The organism is Halogranum gelatinilyticum (assembly GCF_900103715.1).
Lineage (GTDB): Archaea > Halobacteriota > Halobacteria > Halobacteriales > Haloferacaceae > Halogranum > Halogranum gelatinilyticum.
On the sequence record NZ_FNHL01000005.1, the window covers coordinates 200,717 to 214,766 of the forward strand.

The window sequence follows — 14,050 nt, forward strand, 5'->3', positions numbered from 1 at the left end:
ATGCCCGAAACATCCGCCACCGAATCCGCCGGTGACGACGTCCTCCACGCGCTCTGGGGGGTGTTCGGCGTCCCTGCCCGGCTCCAGACGTACAAGAACCTCGTCTACCTCGCGCTGCAGTTCCCGCTCGGCGTGTTCTACTTCACGACGCTCGTCACCCTGTTCGCGCTCGGTCTCGGGTTGAGCATCGTCGGCGTCGGCATCCCGCTCGTCGTCGCGACGCTGCTCCTCGTCACCGCGTTCACGACCGTCGAAGCCCGACTGGCCGACGTGCTCCTCTCGGTGTCGGTCGCGGGCCGACCGGTTGGCGTCGACCTCGACGGCGGCGTCCTCCCTTACGTCCGCGACCTCGTCTTCGACCCGGGGACGTACGTCGGTCTCGGCTACCTCCTCGCGAAGTTCGTCGTCGGCACCGCCGTCTTCGTGGTCGTGACGTTCCTCACGTCGCTCAGTCTCACGCTCCTCGCAGCCCCGTTCGTCTACGACCTGCCGGGCTCCTACGGCTTCGTCGTCGAATCCACCGTGACGTTCGCCCCCGAGATACGGTTCGTCCAGGACCTCTGGTCCGTGACGTTCTCGCCGGTCGTCCAGCTCACGTCGTGGAACGTCGACACGCTGAACGAGGCACTGGTCGTCGCTGCCGCTGGCTTTCTCGTCCTCGTCGTCTCGCTACATGTCGTCAACGCGCTTGCGTGGACGCTCGGCGTCGTGACGGCGCGAGTGTTCGACTACGTGCGGACGCTTCGGCTCCGCTGACGGCCCTCCACTCCAGTTTCCGTCTCACCCCTCCACCTCTGTCTTCGTCTCATCGCCGACGGCGACGCGGTGAGCGAATCAGTACGCCCCACCAGAGAACTCATGGACACACCGACCGAAGCGTCTGCTATGCCCGGTGTCTACGAACACGCCCTCGACTCCGCTGCCGCAGACCTCCACCCCAACGTCCGTGAGCGGTACGCGTTGGACCCCGACGACGCCCTCGTCTGCGTCGGCAGCGGGAAGATGGATATCAGCCGCGGGACGCACGTCCTCCCCGCGCTCTACGCGATGACCGGCCAGGACCTGCTGTTCCCCGAGGCTGGCAAGAAGATCCCCTTCACGGTCACGACCGCCGCCTACCGGACCGACGCCGGGTTCGAAGCGCTGACGACTCGCCGGGAGTTCGCCTTCCCGCGTACCCAACGGCGGTTCGACTCCCTGACCGTCTGGGACGACCACACGGGACGCCTGCTGGACTTTCTCGGCCGCGACGGCCATCTCGTCAGTGAACTGCGTCCACGCGTCGAAGCCGGGGCACTCGTCGTCGACGGCGGCCGACAGTGGGTCCGCGTCGGCGACCGCTACGTCCGACTGCCCGGCCCGCTCGCCGCGAGCGTCGAGGTGCGGGACCGCTACGACGACACCGACGAGCAGTATCACGTCCTCGCGACGGTAGAGAACCCGCTCGCCGGCCACATTCTGAGCTACCGGGGGAGTTTCACGCAGGAGGTCAGAGACGTGGACACAGTTCCGGACGACCTCCGCCTCGGCGGCGACATCGAGACACTTCCCCCGAGATGAGTAGCACAGAGAGCGACGCGGGCGGACTGTCGCTCGCAGGTATCGCTCTGCCGGACGCGAGCGCGCTCGTGGGTGGCGTTGTCTGGCTGAGCCTGCTCCTCGTCGGCGACCTCGACGTCGTCGAACAGGCACTGACGCTCGCACCGCTCGTGTTAGTCCCGCTGGGTGTCGGGATGGCGGCGACGCCGCCGTTCACGGGGGCAGCACGTCGCCTCTACGACACGTCGGTCGTCATCCAGCCGGTCGGTGCGATTCTGTTCGCTGCGTCGGTTGTCGTCCCGTTCGACGGTGGCGTTGCGGCGGTGCTCGCGGCACCGTGGATCGTCGTCACCGGACTCCTCGCACTCGCTGCGGTGGCCCGCGCCTCCGAACGGGGGCTGCGACCGCTTCCGGAGACGGTCGTTGACACCGGGTTGGCCTACGCCGTCGTCGGTGCTGTCGCACTCGTCCTCTACCACCTCGACGTCACGTTCTGGTTCAGCCCCGTCATCGTCCTGCTCACCGCAGTCCACTTCCACTACGCGGGGTTCGTCCTGCCGGTCGTGACGGGACTGGTAGGTCGCAGTGCGACCCGACAGAGCCGCGTATACGAGGCGGTGGCCACCGTCGTCCTCGTCGGTCCGGCACTCATCGCGGTCGGCATCTCGTTTTCGCCACTTGTGGAGGTGCTCGCAGTCACCGTGTTCACGACCGCCGTGGCGGTTCTCGGTGGATACGTCCTCGTCAGGACGGCACCGACACGACCTCGGTTACAGGGGACGCTCGTCGGCCTCTCCGCGCTGGCGCTGCCAGTCTCGATGTGCCTCGCGTTGGGCTACGCTGTTGCGGTCTACTTCGGCTTCGATCCCTTCGGCCTGAGCATCTCGCGGATGGTTCGCATCCACGGGGCATTGAACGCCTTCGGCTTCGCACTGGTGGGCCTGCTCGGCTGGCGACTAGCAGTTCCACCTCGCGTCGAGCGACGTTGAGTGCAACTCTCCGTTGGGTTCGAGACGAATACGCCCGTTCCCGGTGGGGTTCGGACAGCCGCTCCCGTCACTCAAGGAACGACGGCTCCGACGGCTCGGCGCGGTCTCCCTCGACGAAGTCGGCGAAGTCCGCGGCGAACCGCGCCACTGCCTCCCAGTCGGTGTACTCGTAATCGCGGGAGGTGTCCGTATCGCCCGTCATGTCCTTCGCGATGCGTTTGAGCACCTGCCGTTTGAGGAAGCCGTACTTCGAGTACCGGAGCGCGCCGCCGAAGACGGCGATGCGGTCCGGTTGCCAGGCCGTCGCCTCGATGAACTCGTCGACGTATCCTGCGGCCTCCGCCTGCGTCGCCTCGTCGTCCGCGACGATACTCAGACACACCTGGAAGAAGCCGGTCGGCCGCGCCGCCAACGTCTCGCGGTGGGCGTCGACGAACGACCGGACGGCCGACTGGTGGCCGCCGACGTGGATGGACGCGCCGACGAGGACGGCGTCGTATCCGGCGGGGTCAGCCGGGTCGGAGGTCGAGAGGTCGACCGTCTCGACAGTGTGGCCGCGCTCGCGGAGTCCGTCGGCGATGCGGCCCGCGATCTTCGCAGTCTGTCCCTCCGTGGTCCCGTAACAGACGAGTATTGACGACATGATCTCTCGACTGAAGAGAGGCGTTGCGGGAGTATAACCGAGGGAGTCGCTTCTCAGCGACTGAGAACAGCGGCCGATAGGGACGGCGACACGCGAACTGCCGCGGCGACAGGCGGACCGCTACGCGACGACGGCACGACGCGATGACGACGCGATGACGACCCGACGGCTACGACCGGTTCTTGAACCGAACATATCTAGAGACAAATTATTGAGTTCTAAACTTTCATGCCGATTTAACTATCGTAACGATAACAACGACAACAACGTTTAACAAGGTGGTTCCGGCTGTACTAGTCACACAGATGCCGGACCACGACGCGCCCCGCACACGTACCGTCGACGAGAGCCCAACCGCCGCCGAGTCGGCCGCCGGTCCCGACGGGCTGTCGCTCGACGCTCGGACCGCCCGAACCCCCGCCACCGACCATCCGACGCTCCGGCCACGGACCGGAAGCGAGGTTCTCGGTGTCTCGCTCCGCTCGCTGCTCGCCGCCGACGAGGACGCGACGCTCCGAACCGTCTCCGACCACGACCACTACGACAGTCTCCGCGCGATGCGGCGGACCGACGCGTTCGGTCGGCTGCGACGCTATCTCGGCCGTCGAGCGCAGAGCGTCTCGCTCACGTGCCGGAGCGCGGCAGTGGTACACGGGGAGACGGCGTCGGGTGACCGAGTGGAGGTCGCCGTCGCGGCGGTCGACGTGCGGGCCAGCCCGTACGACGACGGGTTCGCGCTCCTCGCGCGGCGGGTCGCCGACGACGAACTCGTCGCCGCTGGTATCGAGTACGTCGAGACGGAACGGCGGTCGCTGCCCGCTGACGGTCCGGCAACGCCCACGCGTCGGCAGACCGAAGTCTCCGTCTCGATGACGGCAGTCGACGTACTCGGTAGTATCGAAGAAGAGCGAGTCACGCTGGACGCCGACGGGTCTGCAGGGCAGCCTGCGGACTGAGCGCGCCGCTCAGCCGAGGAGGTAGCGCGTCCACGGATACCGCTCGACGAGCGGTTGGCCGTCGATCTCGTACTGTTCGATGTAGCTGTCGAGTCCGAGGATGCGGCCCGCGCCGAAGGCGGCCACCGAGAGGAACACCAACATGTACGCGAAGTCGCCGTTGATGTACCCGTGGGCGATGTCCCAGTTGCCGAGGTAGAACAGCAACATCATGAACGCCCCCCAGAAGGCGGCGAGCCGGGTCATCGCACCGACGAGGAGTCCGAGACCGATGAGCACCTCACCCCACGGGACGGCGACGTTGACGAAGTCGACGAACCACGGCGTCTGTCCCATCGCCACGAACAGTCCAGCGGCCGGACTTCCATTGGCTGCGGGGGCGTTCTGGAGATAGCCTGCGGCACTGAAACTCCCCGACAGCACCTTGTCGATGCCGCTCTGGAAGAACGCGATTCCCATCATCAGCCGCAGACCGAGGATGAACCAGACGCTCAGGCTGTGGAGCTTCCCGGTCGCGGTGAATCCCGATACAGTGCTTTGGAGTGAGACTTCTCTTGACGCCATAATCCGGTAAAAATGACGGGTAAATCCTACAAAAGTCTATCCCAAAAACGATTTTTTCAGTGACACGACAGCAAGTAATCATTTATCTTGACACGTTTCGACGCCGCAGTTGACCGTGACGACTTCGAACCGCCAGAGCCCGGTCGAACCAGCGACGTACCGGACTATCGGCTCACGCCGCCGTCCGGGGGGCTAATGTTTGCCGAGACACAAGTCATTTTAAAGATATATACTCGTCACATCGGCATGGCAACTTCGACAGTTCGCGGAACGATTTCGGGGATGGGGAGCCGAGCGAACCCGGCGTTCGCCGCCGCCGTCGTGTTCGTGCCGCTCGCCGCGCTCGGCTACGCGGTGACTATTGGATCGCTCCAGCAACACACCTACGTCCACGTCATGACGGGCGTGCTCTGGACGGGCATCGACCTGTTCATGGGTCTCGTGCTCGGCCCGGTCGTCGGCGGTCTCGAGGAGGACCAGAGTGCCGCCGTCTTCCAGCGTCTGACGCCGAAGACGGCCTTTCTCCTGCCGTCGCTGGCACTCGTGACCATCGCCAGCGGCATCACGTTGGCCCAACGGCTCGGCCTGTTCACGAACGGCGAGCCGTGGCTCGCGCTGTTTACCTTCGCCAATCTCGTCCCGGCACTGTTGCTCATCGCGTGGCGGCTCGACGCCTGGCGCGACTGGCGGTGGCAGCTCCCCTTCGCGCTCGCGACGGTCGGCTCGGTCGCGTGGGTCGCTCTCACCCTCGGCGATCTCCGGATGATCGACCCGGCACTCGTCATCGCGCTCGGTATCGTGACGATCCTCTCGGTCCAGGGCTTCGGCTTCCTCATGCCCGGCGAGATCCGGATGTACCGCGAGATGCGCTCGGCGACGCCTGACTCGTCGGTCATCGCCGCCATCGGCACACAGAACGCCATGCTGGGAGGCGTGCAGGGCGCGTTTCAGCTGCTGCTCATCCTCGATATGGTCTATCTCCGCTACGGCGGCTTCCCGCTCTGATTCCCTACGACGAGGCTTCCAGCCCACGCAGTCGCTCGTGGACGGTCTCGTTCGCCTGTGAGGAGAGGATCAGCCGCGCGACACCGCGGGCGGTGACGTCGTTGAGCCACCGGGCGAGCCGGCAGCGGGGGCCGAATTGCGACTGCAGGGCGACGGCCGTCCGCCACGCGCTGTCGCGACACTCGTCGATGGTGAACACCAGGAGCCACTCGTCGAGGCGGCCGAGGGAGTCGTCGACCGTCTCCAGACCGGGAGCGTCCCGCTCGGCCAACGCGTCCTGCGTCTCGTCGAGCAAGTGGCTGATGACGTCCGTGACCGCGTGGTGGTCCGCGTACTTCTCGCGGCGGCCGGACTCGGTTCCCACCGCCGCCAACGTCAACGCGAGGTCGTAGTTGATGTGGGCGTTCACGCCGAGTGCGGCGTCTTGGACGACGAGACCGTCGCCACGGGCCGCGGCGTCGAACGCGAGCTGCCACGCCTCGGGAACCAGTTCGGCGTTGCCCGCCTCGTAGTCGTAAACGGCCTGCCGGTAGAGGTTCGCGAACTCGACGAGATACGCGCTCACCCACTCGGGGTCGGCGAAGTCGCCCCGGTCGATGCCCTCGGCGACGGCAGCGGTCATGCGTGCGTAGATATTGAGAAACACTGCCCGACGGTCCTCCCGTTCCTCGAACGCCGCGGCGAGACCGACCAGCCGCTCGTGTGCGTCGGTGACGTCGAGATACGGGTCGGCGACGAGTCCGAGAAGTTCCGGGTCGCGCCGTGGCCGGGGGTCCGTCGACGACCCCCTTCGGACGCCACCGACGGCGACGCGGAGCTGCTTGCGCCGCGTACTGCCGGGTCCGTGTGATCGCATACCACGAGAGATTCTCCCGAGACAGCATAACGCTTCACCCCGACCGAAGACCCTGGACGGCCTCGCTCGCGACGGTGGGAGCGCGCCCGAAGACACCGAACGCCGAGGCTCCTCAGCGCGCCAGGCTTAGAACTGCATCACCGCTTCCTCCGTCACGATGGTCTCTACCAGTCGAATCGGCGTGGCGTCGTAGGCGGGGTTTTCGACCGCGAACCCTTCCATCGGTTCGAGCAGGACCTCCGACCCCGGCCGGAACTTGTTCTGGAAGTCGAAGCCGCTCCCGATGAACTTCGCGGAGGAGGCGATGACGGTCATCGGCACGTCCTGGTCTGCGGCCGCCGTCGCGATGGGGTAGGTGCCGATCCGGTTGTAGACGACGTCGTCGATGAGACAGTTCATCCCGACGAGGACGCGGTCACACTCCGAGAGGTAGTATCCGGCCGCGCTGTCGGTGATGAGTGTCACGTCGACGCCGGGCCACTCGGCAAGCTGGCGGGCCGTCCGTCGGCCGAGGAAGCGCGGCCGCGACTCCGTCACGTACAGTTCGAACGTCTTGCCTGCTTCGAGAGCGCGTTCGAGCGTCGCCATCACCGTCGAGGAGTTCTCGTGTGTCAGGAGGACGTCGCCGTCGGAGAGCAGCTCTGCGGCCCGCTCGGCCGCGAGCCGCTTGCTCGATTCGACCTCCTCGACGACGTCGTCGATGGCCGCGAGCAGCCGTTCTTTCGCCTCGTCGACGGTGTCGGCCTCGGTCTCGGTCAGGCTCTCGACGATCCGTTGTTGGGTCGTATGCAACGGTGCGTGCGAACTGTTCGCACGTTGGAGGGCACTGCTGTTGCGCTCGACGAGACGGACGAACTCGTCGACGCTGTAACACTCCCGGTCGGCCAACTCTCGGAGTGCCTCGGCGGCCTCCACGGCGACGACCGACGCGCTCTGGGTGTCCATCTCCTCGATCCGGCGGACCGTGTCGTCGATTTCGCTCATTTTGTGTACGTTGTTACCACGCCTTTAGATAGTTCCCGATGCACTCGGCGACGCTGCCCCGACTGACTGCCATCTCGAAGACGGGACCGACCGGCATCCACGGACGTTCGTCGCGTGGTGTGCGATATTCCGACGCTGATGGCGAGTCGGTAGGGGTGGACGACGACGTGGTCAGCAAACGTCGGGCGCGAGCACTCACCTCGGCGGGAGCGGTGTGATGTCGAACGTAATCTCGATCTCCGTTCCCCTGTCGGCGAACCGCTTTTTGAACCGTCCCCGACCCGACCCCGCCCTGTCGGGGTCGCTCGGACTCTCGCTGAGGAACCACCGCACTGACTTGCGGGCACCTTTGAACTCGTCACCAGCGGCGTCGTGTTCCCGTGGCTCCATCACGACCTCGATGTACGACTTGCGACGGTCGAGTTCGCCCTCCGTCGAGAATTCGAGCGTGTTGTCGATGTTGAGGTCTTTCGACTGGCCCTGCTTGACCCGGACCCAGTTGTTCGAGTCGGCCCCCCACGAGTCGAGTCCGATGATCGGCTGGCTGTTCGACCCGTCCTTCGAGTAGGCCCTGCCGCCGACGAAGATGCTCCCGTACAACTCCTCGGTGTTCTTGCTTCCGACGACGTCGTTTGCGGTCACGACGCGGATGTCGAAGTTGTGGACGCGGAACCGACGCGTCTTCGGCCGGCAGGTTCGCGCGTTGTACGTCGTCGAGAGGTAGACGTTCGCCGTCTGCAACCCGCTGAGATACTTGGTCTGGTACGCGACCGGCGCGCCCGGCGAGTCCGAGGGGCTGTACGTCGCACCGCGTTGTATCCAGTCACCGATGGCCGCCGCCGCACCAGTGTCGCCGTAGCCGCTGATGAGTTTGCTCGCCGACGACGCGCTGCCGCCGAGGACGTTGATGTTGACTTTCGTGTTCTTCAACACCTGCTTGTCTGCCGTAGACAGGTCGGCCTCGACCTTGTTGAGTCCGGACTTCACCGCGACGTCGAGTGCGGTTTCGACCTCCTGATAGGTGTACTTGGACTCGACACTGAAGAACAGGAGGCGGCCGTACGACACGTTGTTGACGATGACGTCGTTCTTCCGGAGGTAGCTCATATCGCTCACGACGCCGTTACCGGCAGGGTTCGGCAACGAGACACTGATGTCGTAGTACTTCTGTGAGAACGTCGCCAGGAGCTTGTTCGTCTCTGTCGTCTGCGTGAAGTCGAAACTGCCCGAGACGTCCACGGAGGGGTTGCTGAAGTGAGCACCCAGTTCGACGTCGAGTTGGTCCTTCGAGTAGATTCGTTGTTTCTCGTAGCTCATCACAGCCGGCGTCGCACCCGAGCCGACACGGTCGAGAATCTCGTTTCGCGCGGTCCGAACTGCGCCGAGTGAGGGTGTCTGGACCGTCTTGGTGTTCGTCCCGTCGATGTTTGCGAGCGAAATCGACAGCTGGAGCGGGTTCCGGATCGTCTGTGTCGAGACGCCGCCACGGCGTTGTGAGGTCAACGCCGGCGCGAACGAGCCGTCGGCGATGGACGCCGCGGTCAGCAGTGCTCCCGGATAGACCTCCGTCATCGACGGGTTCAACAGGAACACGTCGGACCCGCCGGTCGTCGCGGTCTTCTTGCGAACGGTACAGACCATCCCGTCGTTCTCCGTCGTCGACGACTCGCCCTGACTGGTCGTCTCCGTTTGCTTCTGGTCCGGTGTGACTTCGACTGAGACTGCTCCGCTGTTCGTCGTCGCTGATGGAGGGTCACTCGACGTCTCGCTCGACGTGGTCAAGTCGACGTTCAACACTGAGGGGTCGATTAACGACCGGTTAAGCTGGCTGACCACCGACGGATCGAAGGTGATGTTCCTGTTCGTCGGCGGGCCGCCACAGGTCCCGTCTGCGAGACACGGTGGGGGGTCGAACGACGGCGTCTCGTCGGCCACCTGGCTGTTCGGGGTGGTCGTCGTTGTGGTCGTCGGTGACGCCGTCGAGGTTGAGGCCGCTGGTGTCGCGGTCGTCGGCTCCTCAGTCGTCGGTGCCTGGGTCGGGGTTGCCGTCGCAGTCGCGGTCGGCTCACGCGTCCGCGTTCGAGTGACGGGCGTCGGCTGCGGTGTCGACTGACCGGAACCCGTGCTCCCCGAGAACGGGGTGTCGATTGAGACGCTACAGCCCGCGAGGGAAGCGGAAAGCAGTCCGCTTACTGTCGCAAGTAGTGTCCGCCGTCGGACGGACGTCTCGCTGCTCTCGTCGCTCATGTGTGGACTCCCGGATGTCGTTCGCGTTCCGATTCATTCTCGTGAACCGAACTGTCTGGAATCATAGTCAGTTCAGCCTACACATTCTCGGATTTCGGCTAAGTTCCCGACGCTAATTACTTCGTGCCGGGATCGCGAGGAGGTGGAAAACACCCTGTTCAGCCTCGAAGGCGCGTGTTCGTCCGGACATCACTCACGGCCGTCACGATCCGTCGCGTCGTTCGACGTACCACGTCATCAGTTTCCCTTGGGCCTTCCGAAGGTGGCTGTGGAACGTCGACGGGGCGATGTCCATGGCGGCAGCGACGTCTTCGGCAGTGCTGTCACGCGGCCACTCGAAGTAGCCGGCGTCGTAGGCGGCGTCGACCGACTCGCGTTGTCGAGGTGTCAGCCCGGCGTCGACGGTAGACGGTTCCGGTTGTGCCGGCTCGACTGGAGCGCGCTGTTGCTTCGATGCGAGTTTGACGTCGCCAGCCGTCTGGTGAAGCGCGTCGGTGAGCGTCCGAACGCTCGACCCGCTCGCCGTCTCGACGACGAGCCGTTCTGATCCGTCCGACGCGACGCTGTCGACGACGTTCGCTCCGTGAGCAATCGCGATCGCGAGCGGTGTCGTGCCGTCGAGGTGGAGTTCGATAGTCGACCGGTTCGGTACGCGTGATGCGGCTTCGACGGTGGGCCTCGCGTCGAGGTCGGAAACCACCGTTTCAGGCTCGCTGCCGATGACATCGACGTATGCGAGCACGGCCGACGCGTCCAGCGGTACGGTCGATGTGACCGCCAGTTCGGCGTCGCCGTCCTGGGTGACCGCTGCAAGCGGCGACCCTGCAGGGCCGATATCGTAGCCGAGTTCGACGACGGTGTCGGAGACGAGCGTCTGTCTCGTCTCGACGGCGTTCAGTGCCATGCCGACCGTCTCGGCGAGCTCTTCGAGGAGTTCGACCTCAGGTTCGGGGAATCCCCCGCGTCTGTCGGTCCGAACACGGAGCGAGCCGTACACGGTCGTCCCGAAGCGCACGGGTACGGTGAGTTGTGCCGTCTCCTCGTCGGCGTCGTACTGTGTCTCTCGAACGGCCTCGTCGACGACGGTCGCGTCGGTGTACCGACTGGTCGTTCGCAACTGGTTCGCGACACCAGCTTCGACCGCAGCCGTGGTCCGAGAGCTTACGAGCACCTGACCGACGTTCCGGAGGATGCGGTTGATTTCGTCCAGTTCGATCAGTTCCGTCTGGCGACGTTCGAGTTCGGCCAGTCGCTCCTCTCGGTCGGTGACGTCGTGAAACCGATACATCGTCCCGACAGCGTGACCCCCGGAATCCGCGATGGTGGCCGATTGGATCTCGAAGATTCGGTCGGCGATGTGCGAGACGACTGGTTCGTCCCCCGGCACCGGTACCGGGTGAAGGAAGTCGTCGATGTCCCGGCCGGTCGACGTGCGGTTCCCGAGCACCTCGGTGGCCGCCGGGTTGTGGTACACGACCGAGTCACCCGTGTCGGTCACGACGATTGCGTCGCCGACGTGTTCGAGTGCCGAGAGCCGTCCGAGTTTGAGTACCGACGGCGGACGGTCGAACAGATCGTAGCCGAAGATGGCCCGTGAGAAGGCGAGCCCGGTCAGGCCGAAGACGTAGGGAGTCATGTCGAGACCGTCGATGGGCTGGTAGCCGAGAACTGACGCGAGATTGACGACGAACGGCAGGCCGATTCCCACCGCGAGCAACGACTGTGGCGGCGCGAGGAGCGAGCGCGACTCGCGAACGGCGTGCAAGAGCAAGAACAGACCGCCGCCCGTGAGGAGATAGGTGTACAGCAGATTGACCCAGTACCACGGCCCAAACTCTTGGTGGGCGATGACGACACCGTTAGCTCGCACGAGAACCGTGTCGGTCCAGATGAGGTGGTGCCACGAGTTCGTCCAGACGAGACAGAGCGTGAGCGTCGGGACGACCGAGAGAACGCTCATGGTGAGAGGTCGGCGGAGCGTCTCGAATCCGGTGTACTCGGCGAAGAAGAGGACGAGAAAGAGAGGGACGAACGCGATGCCGATCCATTGCAGCTGTTCCCAGAGGACTCGCCCACCCCGCGTCGGGGTGAGTAAGCCACCGGCGTACGCCAGACTCCAGATAGTCGCGACGACCATCAGCCCGACGAACGGCTTCGCAGCCGGCCGGTCTCGTCGCCGCCACCCGACAACCGCGAGCCACGCGGTAAGCACTGCTGACGTGCTGAGAAGTGTGACGTGGACGAGCGTCGTCGCAAACCCCATTCGTACAAACACGACAATTCTTTGTCTCTTAGTTGTTGGTAAAACACCACACGTCCCGTTTTCGCCGTGCTCGCTCCCTCTCGGGGACTGTGACAGATTATAACATATACTTAGATAGTCTCGGATGCTCCATCTGGTATGCAACGCTCGATCGGCGGTAGTCGCTCGGTTGTCGTGGGAGATGTCGAACGGCCGTTCTGTGGTGAGTGCTGATGCCCTACTACGGCGGCTCCGAGTTGGCGTCGGTGTACGAGGACGCGCTCGGTGACGGGTTCGGTCTGATCGCGAGCAACGTCGCCGAGCCGAACACGGCCATCGGACTGATGGCGGGTGCGGCCCGCGTCGACTCGGATCTCCTCCTCCAGTTGAGCACCGGTGCCTGCTCGTTCGCCGGGAACGGCGACCCCATCGCGGGACTCCGAGCGATGGGGGGCTACATCCAACTCGTCGCCGAACAGTACGACGTCGGCGTCTTTCTCAACATGGACCACCAGACCGACCTCGGTCTCATCGAACGGCAAGTCGAGTTGGGGATTCCCTCCTCGATCATGGTCGACGCCTCCCACGAGTCGTTCGAGGAGAACGTCGCCCGGAGCAGGGCCGTCGTCGAGATGGTCGACGAGGCCGACGCGGACATCCTCGTCGAGGCCGAACTGGGTCGGATCAAAGGCGTCGAAGACGAGGTCGTCGCCGACGAAACCTTCTACACCGACCCAGAGCAGGCCGTCGAGTTCGTCGACCGCACCGGCTGTGACCTCCTTGCCATCTCCGTCGGCACCCAACACGGGGTCGCCAAGGGGACGGACCTCGAACTGCGTCCCGACCTGGCAGGACGTATCCAGACGGCACTGCGAGACCACGGACTTCAGACTCCGCTCGTGCTGCACGGCTCTTCGGGTGTCCAGCCCTACCAGCTGCGTGAGATGCTCCGCCACGGCGTCTGTAAGGTCAACAAAGACACCCACTACCAGTACGAGTACACCCGGACGGCCTACGACTTCTACCGCGAGCACGCCGCCGGAATCGTCCCGCCCGCGGACGTCGACGATGACCGAGAGACGTTCTTCAACGACGTCGAGTGGGCACCGAACAAGGACGACTTCGACCCCCGAGTCGTCGGCCGCGAGATCCGCGAGCGCATCGCCGACGTCTACGCCGACCTCGCGACGTCCTCGGGGAGCGCGGGCCGTAGTCGGTACGCTACCTGACCGTGTCGGACGACCGGTTCCCGCCCGTCGGACCGTCTGTGCTGCCTACGTAGTCAGTCACAGCTAGAGTGGCCATCTATTGACCTCCTCCCGCGCGTAAAGTCGCGGGAATCCCACCATGGGATTTCAGGCCGAGCGCGGCCCTAAGGTTTCAAGACGCATACGTTCCAAGCGTCTCTTGCGTGGTAGCATCGGCTTGGCTGTCTTGTGGGGCGGTCAAAGGCCCCCCTTCCTCAGCCGAGTCATCGCCATCCGTGTGTTCTCTTGAATGGCTCTCTCCACTGAGGTAGCGGTCTGCAATATTGAGCGAGGCGTTAATGTCTGCGTGATACTCTGAAACCCAACACTCGTCGTTCGTACACTTGAACGTCGCCTGCTTCGGACGATAGCCCTGCTCTCCGCAACAGTGGCACGTCTTTGAGGTGTACGCGGGATTCACTGTCTCGACACGAATCCCTTTCTCAAGAGATTTATAACGAATCTGTGCGTGCATTTTCGCAAATCCCCATCCGTGAAGACGACGGTTCATGAACGAACCGTAGTCCATGTTCTCACGGATGTACGTCAGGTCTTCAAGCACTAAAACGGGGTTGTCGAACTGGTCAGCGTAGGCGACGACCTCCGACGTGACCGTGTGAAGAATCTGGTCGATTCGTCGCCACAACTCATCGCCATAGGAGTTAGCGATACGTTTACTCCCACGCTGTTGTAGGCGTCGAGTCGCCGTGAAGTACGTCTCACGGTGTTGTCGAACTGTCTTGCCTTCGTCGTTCCAGAGGTTGGGTGCAGTCGGGGA

The 14,050-nt window shown here is 64.4% G+C and carries 14 protein-coding genes; 7 read left to right on the plus strand and 7 right to left on the minus strand.

The genetic code is table 11. From position 1 onward, the window contains the following. The 3 genes from BLR57_RS16595 to BLR57_RS16605 all read left to right on the plus strand — a co-directional run bounded on the left by BLR57_RS16595 (position 1) and on the right by BLR57_RS16605 (position 2,528). The gene (locus BLR57_RS16595) at positions 1-756 is read left to right on the plus strand and encodes a sensor domain-containing protein (RefSeq protein ID WP_089699424.1); all 756 of its coding nucleotides are present in this window, start codon (positions 1-3) and stop codon (positions 754-756) included. Positions 757-885: 129 nt separating this feature from the next. After that, positions 886-1,560: a DUF4166 domain-containing protein gene (locus BLR57_RS16600; RefSeq protein WP_089699425.1), complete on the plus strand. Its 675-nt coding sequence runs from the start codon at positions 886-888 to the stop codon at positions 1,558-1,560. Next, the gene (locus BLR57_RS16605) at positions 1,557-2,528 is read left to right on the plus strand and encodes a YndJ family protein (RefSeq protein ID WP_089699427.1); all 972 of its coding nucleotides are present in this window, start codon (positions 1,557-1,559) and stop codon (positions 2,526-2,528) included. Before BLR57_RS16600 ends, BLR57_RS16605 begins: the two co-directional genes overlap by 4 nt. 67 nt (positions 2,529-2,595) lie before the next feature. Here BLR57_RS16605 and hemG read toward each other — a convergent pair whose 3' ends face one another. After that, positions 2,596-3,171 (minus strand): menaquinone-dependent protoporphyrinogen IX dehydrogenase, encoded by a 576-nt coding sequence (hemG, locus tag BLR57_RS16610; RefSeq protein ID WP_089699429.1) that lies wholly within the window; start codon positions 3,169-3,171, stop codon positions 2,596-2,598. A 305-nt stretch (positions 3,172-3,476) separates the two neighbouring features. Between hemG and BLR57_RS16615 the strand changes: the two genes are divergently transcribed. Then, positions 3,477-4,127, plus strand: a complete 651-nt coding sequence (locus BLR57_RS16615; protein WP_089699431.1) for a hypothetical protein — start codon at positions 3,477-3,479, stop codon at positions 4,125-4,127. A 9-nt stretch (positions 4,128-4,136) separates the two neighbouring features. On the opposite strand, the gene BLR57_RS16620 is transcribed toward BLR57_RS16615, so the two are convergent. Further along, entirely contained in the window at positions 4,137-4,691 is a 555-nt protein-coding gene (locus BLR57_RS16620) for a DoxX family protein (protein WP_089699432.1), read from the minus strand. A gap of 282 nt (positions 4,692-4,973) precedes the next feature. Here BLR57_RS16620 and BLR57_RS16625 point away from each other — a divergent pair, with 282 nt between their 5' ends. Then, entirely contained in the window at positions 4,974-5,696 is a 723-nt protein-coding gene (locus BLR57_RS16625; protein ID WP_170830684.1) for a hypothetical protein, read from the plus strand. A 4-nt stretch (positions 5,697-5,700) separates the two neighbouring features. Here BLR57_RS16625 and BLR57_RS16630 read toward each other — a convergent pair whose 3' ends face one another. From BLR57_RS16630 to BLR57_RS16640, 3 genes are all read right to left on the minus strand, one after another. Continuing rightward, positions 5,701-6,552 (minus strand): DUF5995 family protein, encoded by an 852-nt coding sequence (locus BLR57_RS16630; protein WP_089699435.1) that lies wholly within the window; start codon positions 6,550-6,552, stop codon positions 5,701-5,703. Positions 6,553-6,678: 126 nt separating this feature from the next. Next, a complete protein-coding gene (locus BLR57_RS16635; protein ID WP_089699436.1) occupies positions 6,679-7,536 on the minus strand; it encodes an eIF2B alpha/beta/delta subunit family protein in 858 nt (285 codons plus the stop codon). 195 nt (positions 7,537-7,731) lie between these two features. Next, on the minus strand, positions 7,732-9,333 hold the full coding sequence (locus BLR57_RS16640; protein WP_280140460.1) for a thiol-activated cytolysin family protein: 1,602 nt from the start codon (positions 9,331-9,333) through the stop codon (positions 7,732-7,734). Here BLR57_RS16640 and BLR57_RS19525 point away from each other — a divergent pair. Further along, a complete protein-coding gene (locus BLR57_RS19525) occupies positions 9,242-9,649 on the plus strand; it encodes a hypothetical protein (protein ID WP_170830668.1) in 408 nt (135 codons plus the stop codon). The genes BLR57_RS16640 and BLR57_RS19525 overlap by 92 nt on opposite strands. A 336-nt stretch (positions 9,650-9,985) precedes the next feature. On the opposite strand, the gene BLR57_RS16645 is transcribed toward BLR57_RS19525, so the two are convergent. Further along, on the minus strand, positions 9,986-12,046 hold the full coding sequence (locus BLR57_RS16645) for a histidine kinase N-terminal 7TM domain-containing protein (protein WP_089699441.1): 2,061 nt from the start codon (positions 12,044-12,046) through the stop codon (positions 9,986-9,988). 212 nt (positions 12,047-12,258) lie between these two features. Between BLR57_RS16645 and fba the strand changes: the two genes are divergently transcribed. Continuing rightward, entirely contained in the window at positions 12,259-13,254 is a 996-nt protein-coding gene (gene fba / locus BLR57_RS16650; protein ID WP_089699443.1) for a class II fructose-bisphosphate aldolase, read from the plus strand. 151 nt (positions 13,255-13,405) lie between these two features. Here fba and BLR57_RS16655 read toward each other — a convergent pair. Further along, positions 13,406-14,050: RNA-guided endonuclease TnpB family protein (locus BLR57_RS16655; protein ID WP_139173384.1), on the minus strand; the 645-nt coding region annotated here is incomplete at its 5' end.

Coding starts and splice junctions, on each gene's coding strand:
- BLR57_RS16595 (WP_089699424.1), top strand. CDS start 1: ATGCCCGAAACATCCGCCACCGAATCCGCCGGTGACGACGTCCTCCAC.
- BLR57_RS16600 (WP_089699425.1), top strand. CDS start 886: ATGCCCGGTGTCTACGAACACGCCCTCGACTCCGCTGCCGCAGACCTC.
- BLR57_RS16605 (WP_089699427.1), top strand. CDS start 1,557: ATGAGTAGCACAGAGAGCGACGCGGGCGGACTGTCGCTCGCAGGTATC.
- hemG (WP_089699429.1), bottom strand. CDS start 3,171: ATGTCGTCAATACTCGTCTGTTACGGGACCACGGAGGGACAGACTGCG.
- BLR57_RS16615 (WP_089699431.1), top strand. CDS start 3,477: ATGCCGGACCACGACGCGCCCCGCACACGTACCGTCGACGAGAGCCCA.
- BLR57_RS16620 (WP_089699432.1), bottom strand. CDS start 4,691: ATGGCGTCAAGAGAAGTCTCACTCCAAAGCACTGTATCGGGATTCACC.
- BLR57_RS16625 (WP_170830684.1), top strand. CDS start 4,974: ATGGGGAGCCGAGCGAACCCGGCGTTCGCCGCCGCCGTCGTGTTCGTG.
- BLR57_RS16630 (WP_089699435.1), bottom strand. CDS start 6,552: ATGCGATCACACGGACCCGGCAGTACGCGGCGCAAGCAGCTCCGCGTC.
- BLR57_RS16635 (WP_089699436.1), bottom strand. CDS start 7,536: ATGAGCGAAATCGACGACACGGTCCGCCGGATCGAGGAGATGGACACC.
- BLR57_RS16645 (WP_089699441.1), bottom strand. CDS start 12,046: ATGGGGTTTGCGACGACGCTCGTCCACGTCACACTTCTCAGCACGTCA.
- fba (WP_089699443.1), top strand. CDS start 12,259: ATGCCCTACTACGGCGGCTCCGAGTTGGCGTCGGTGTACGAGGACGCG.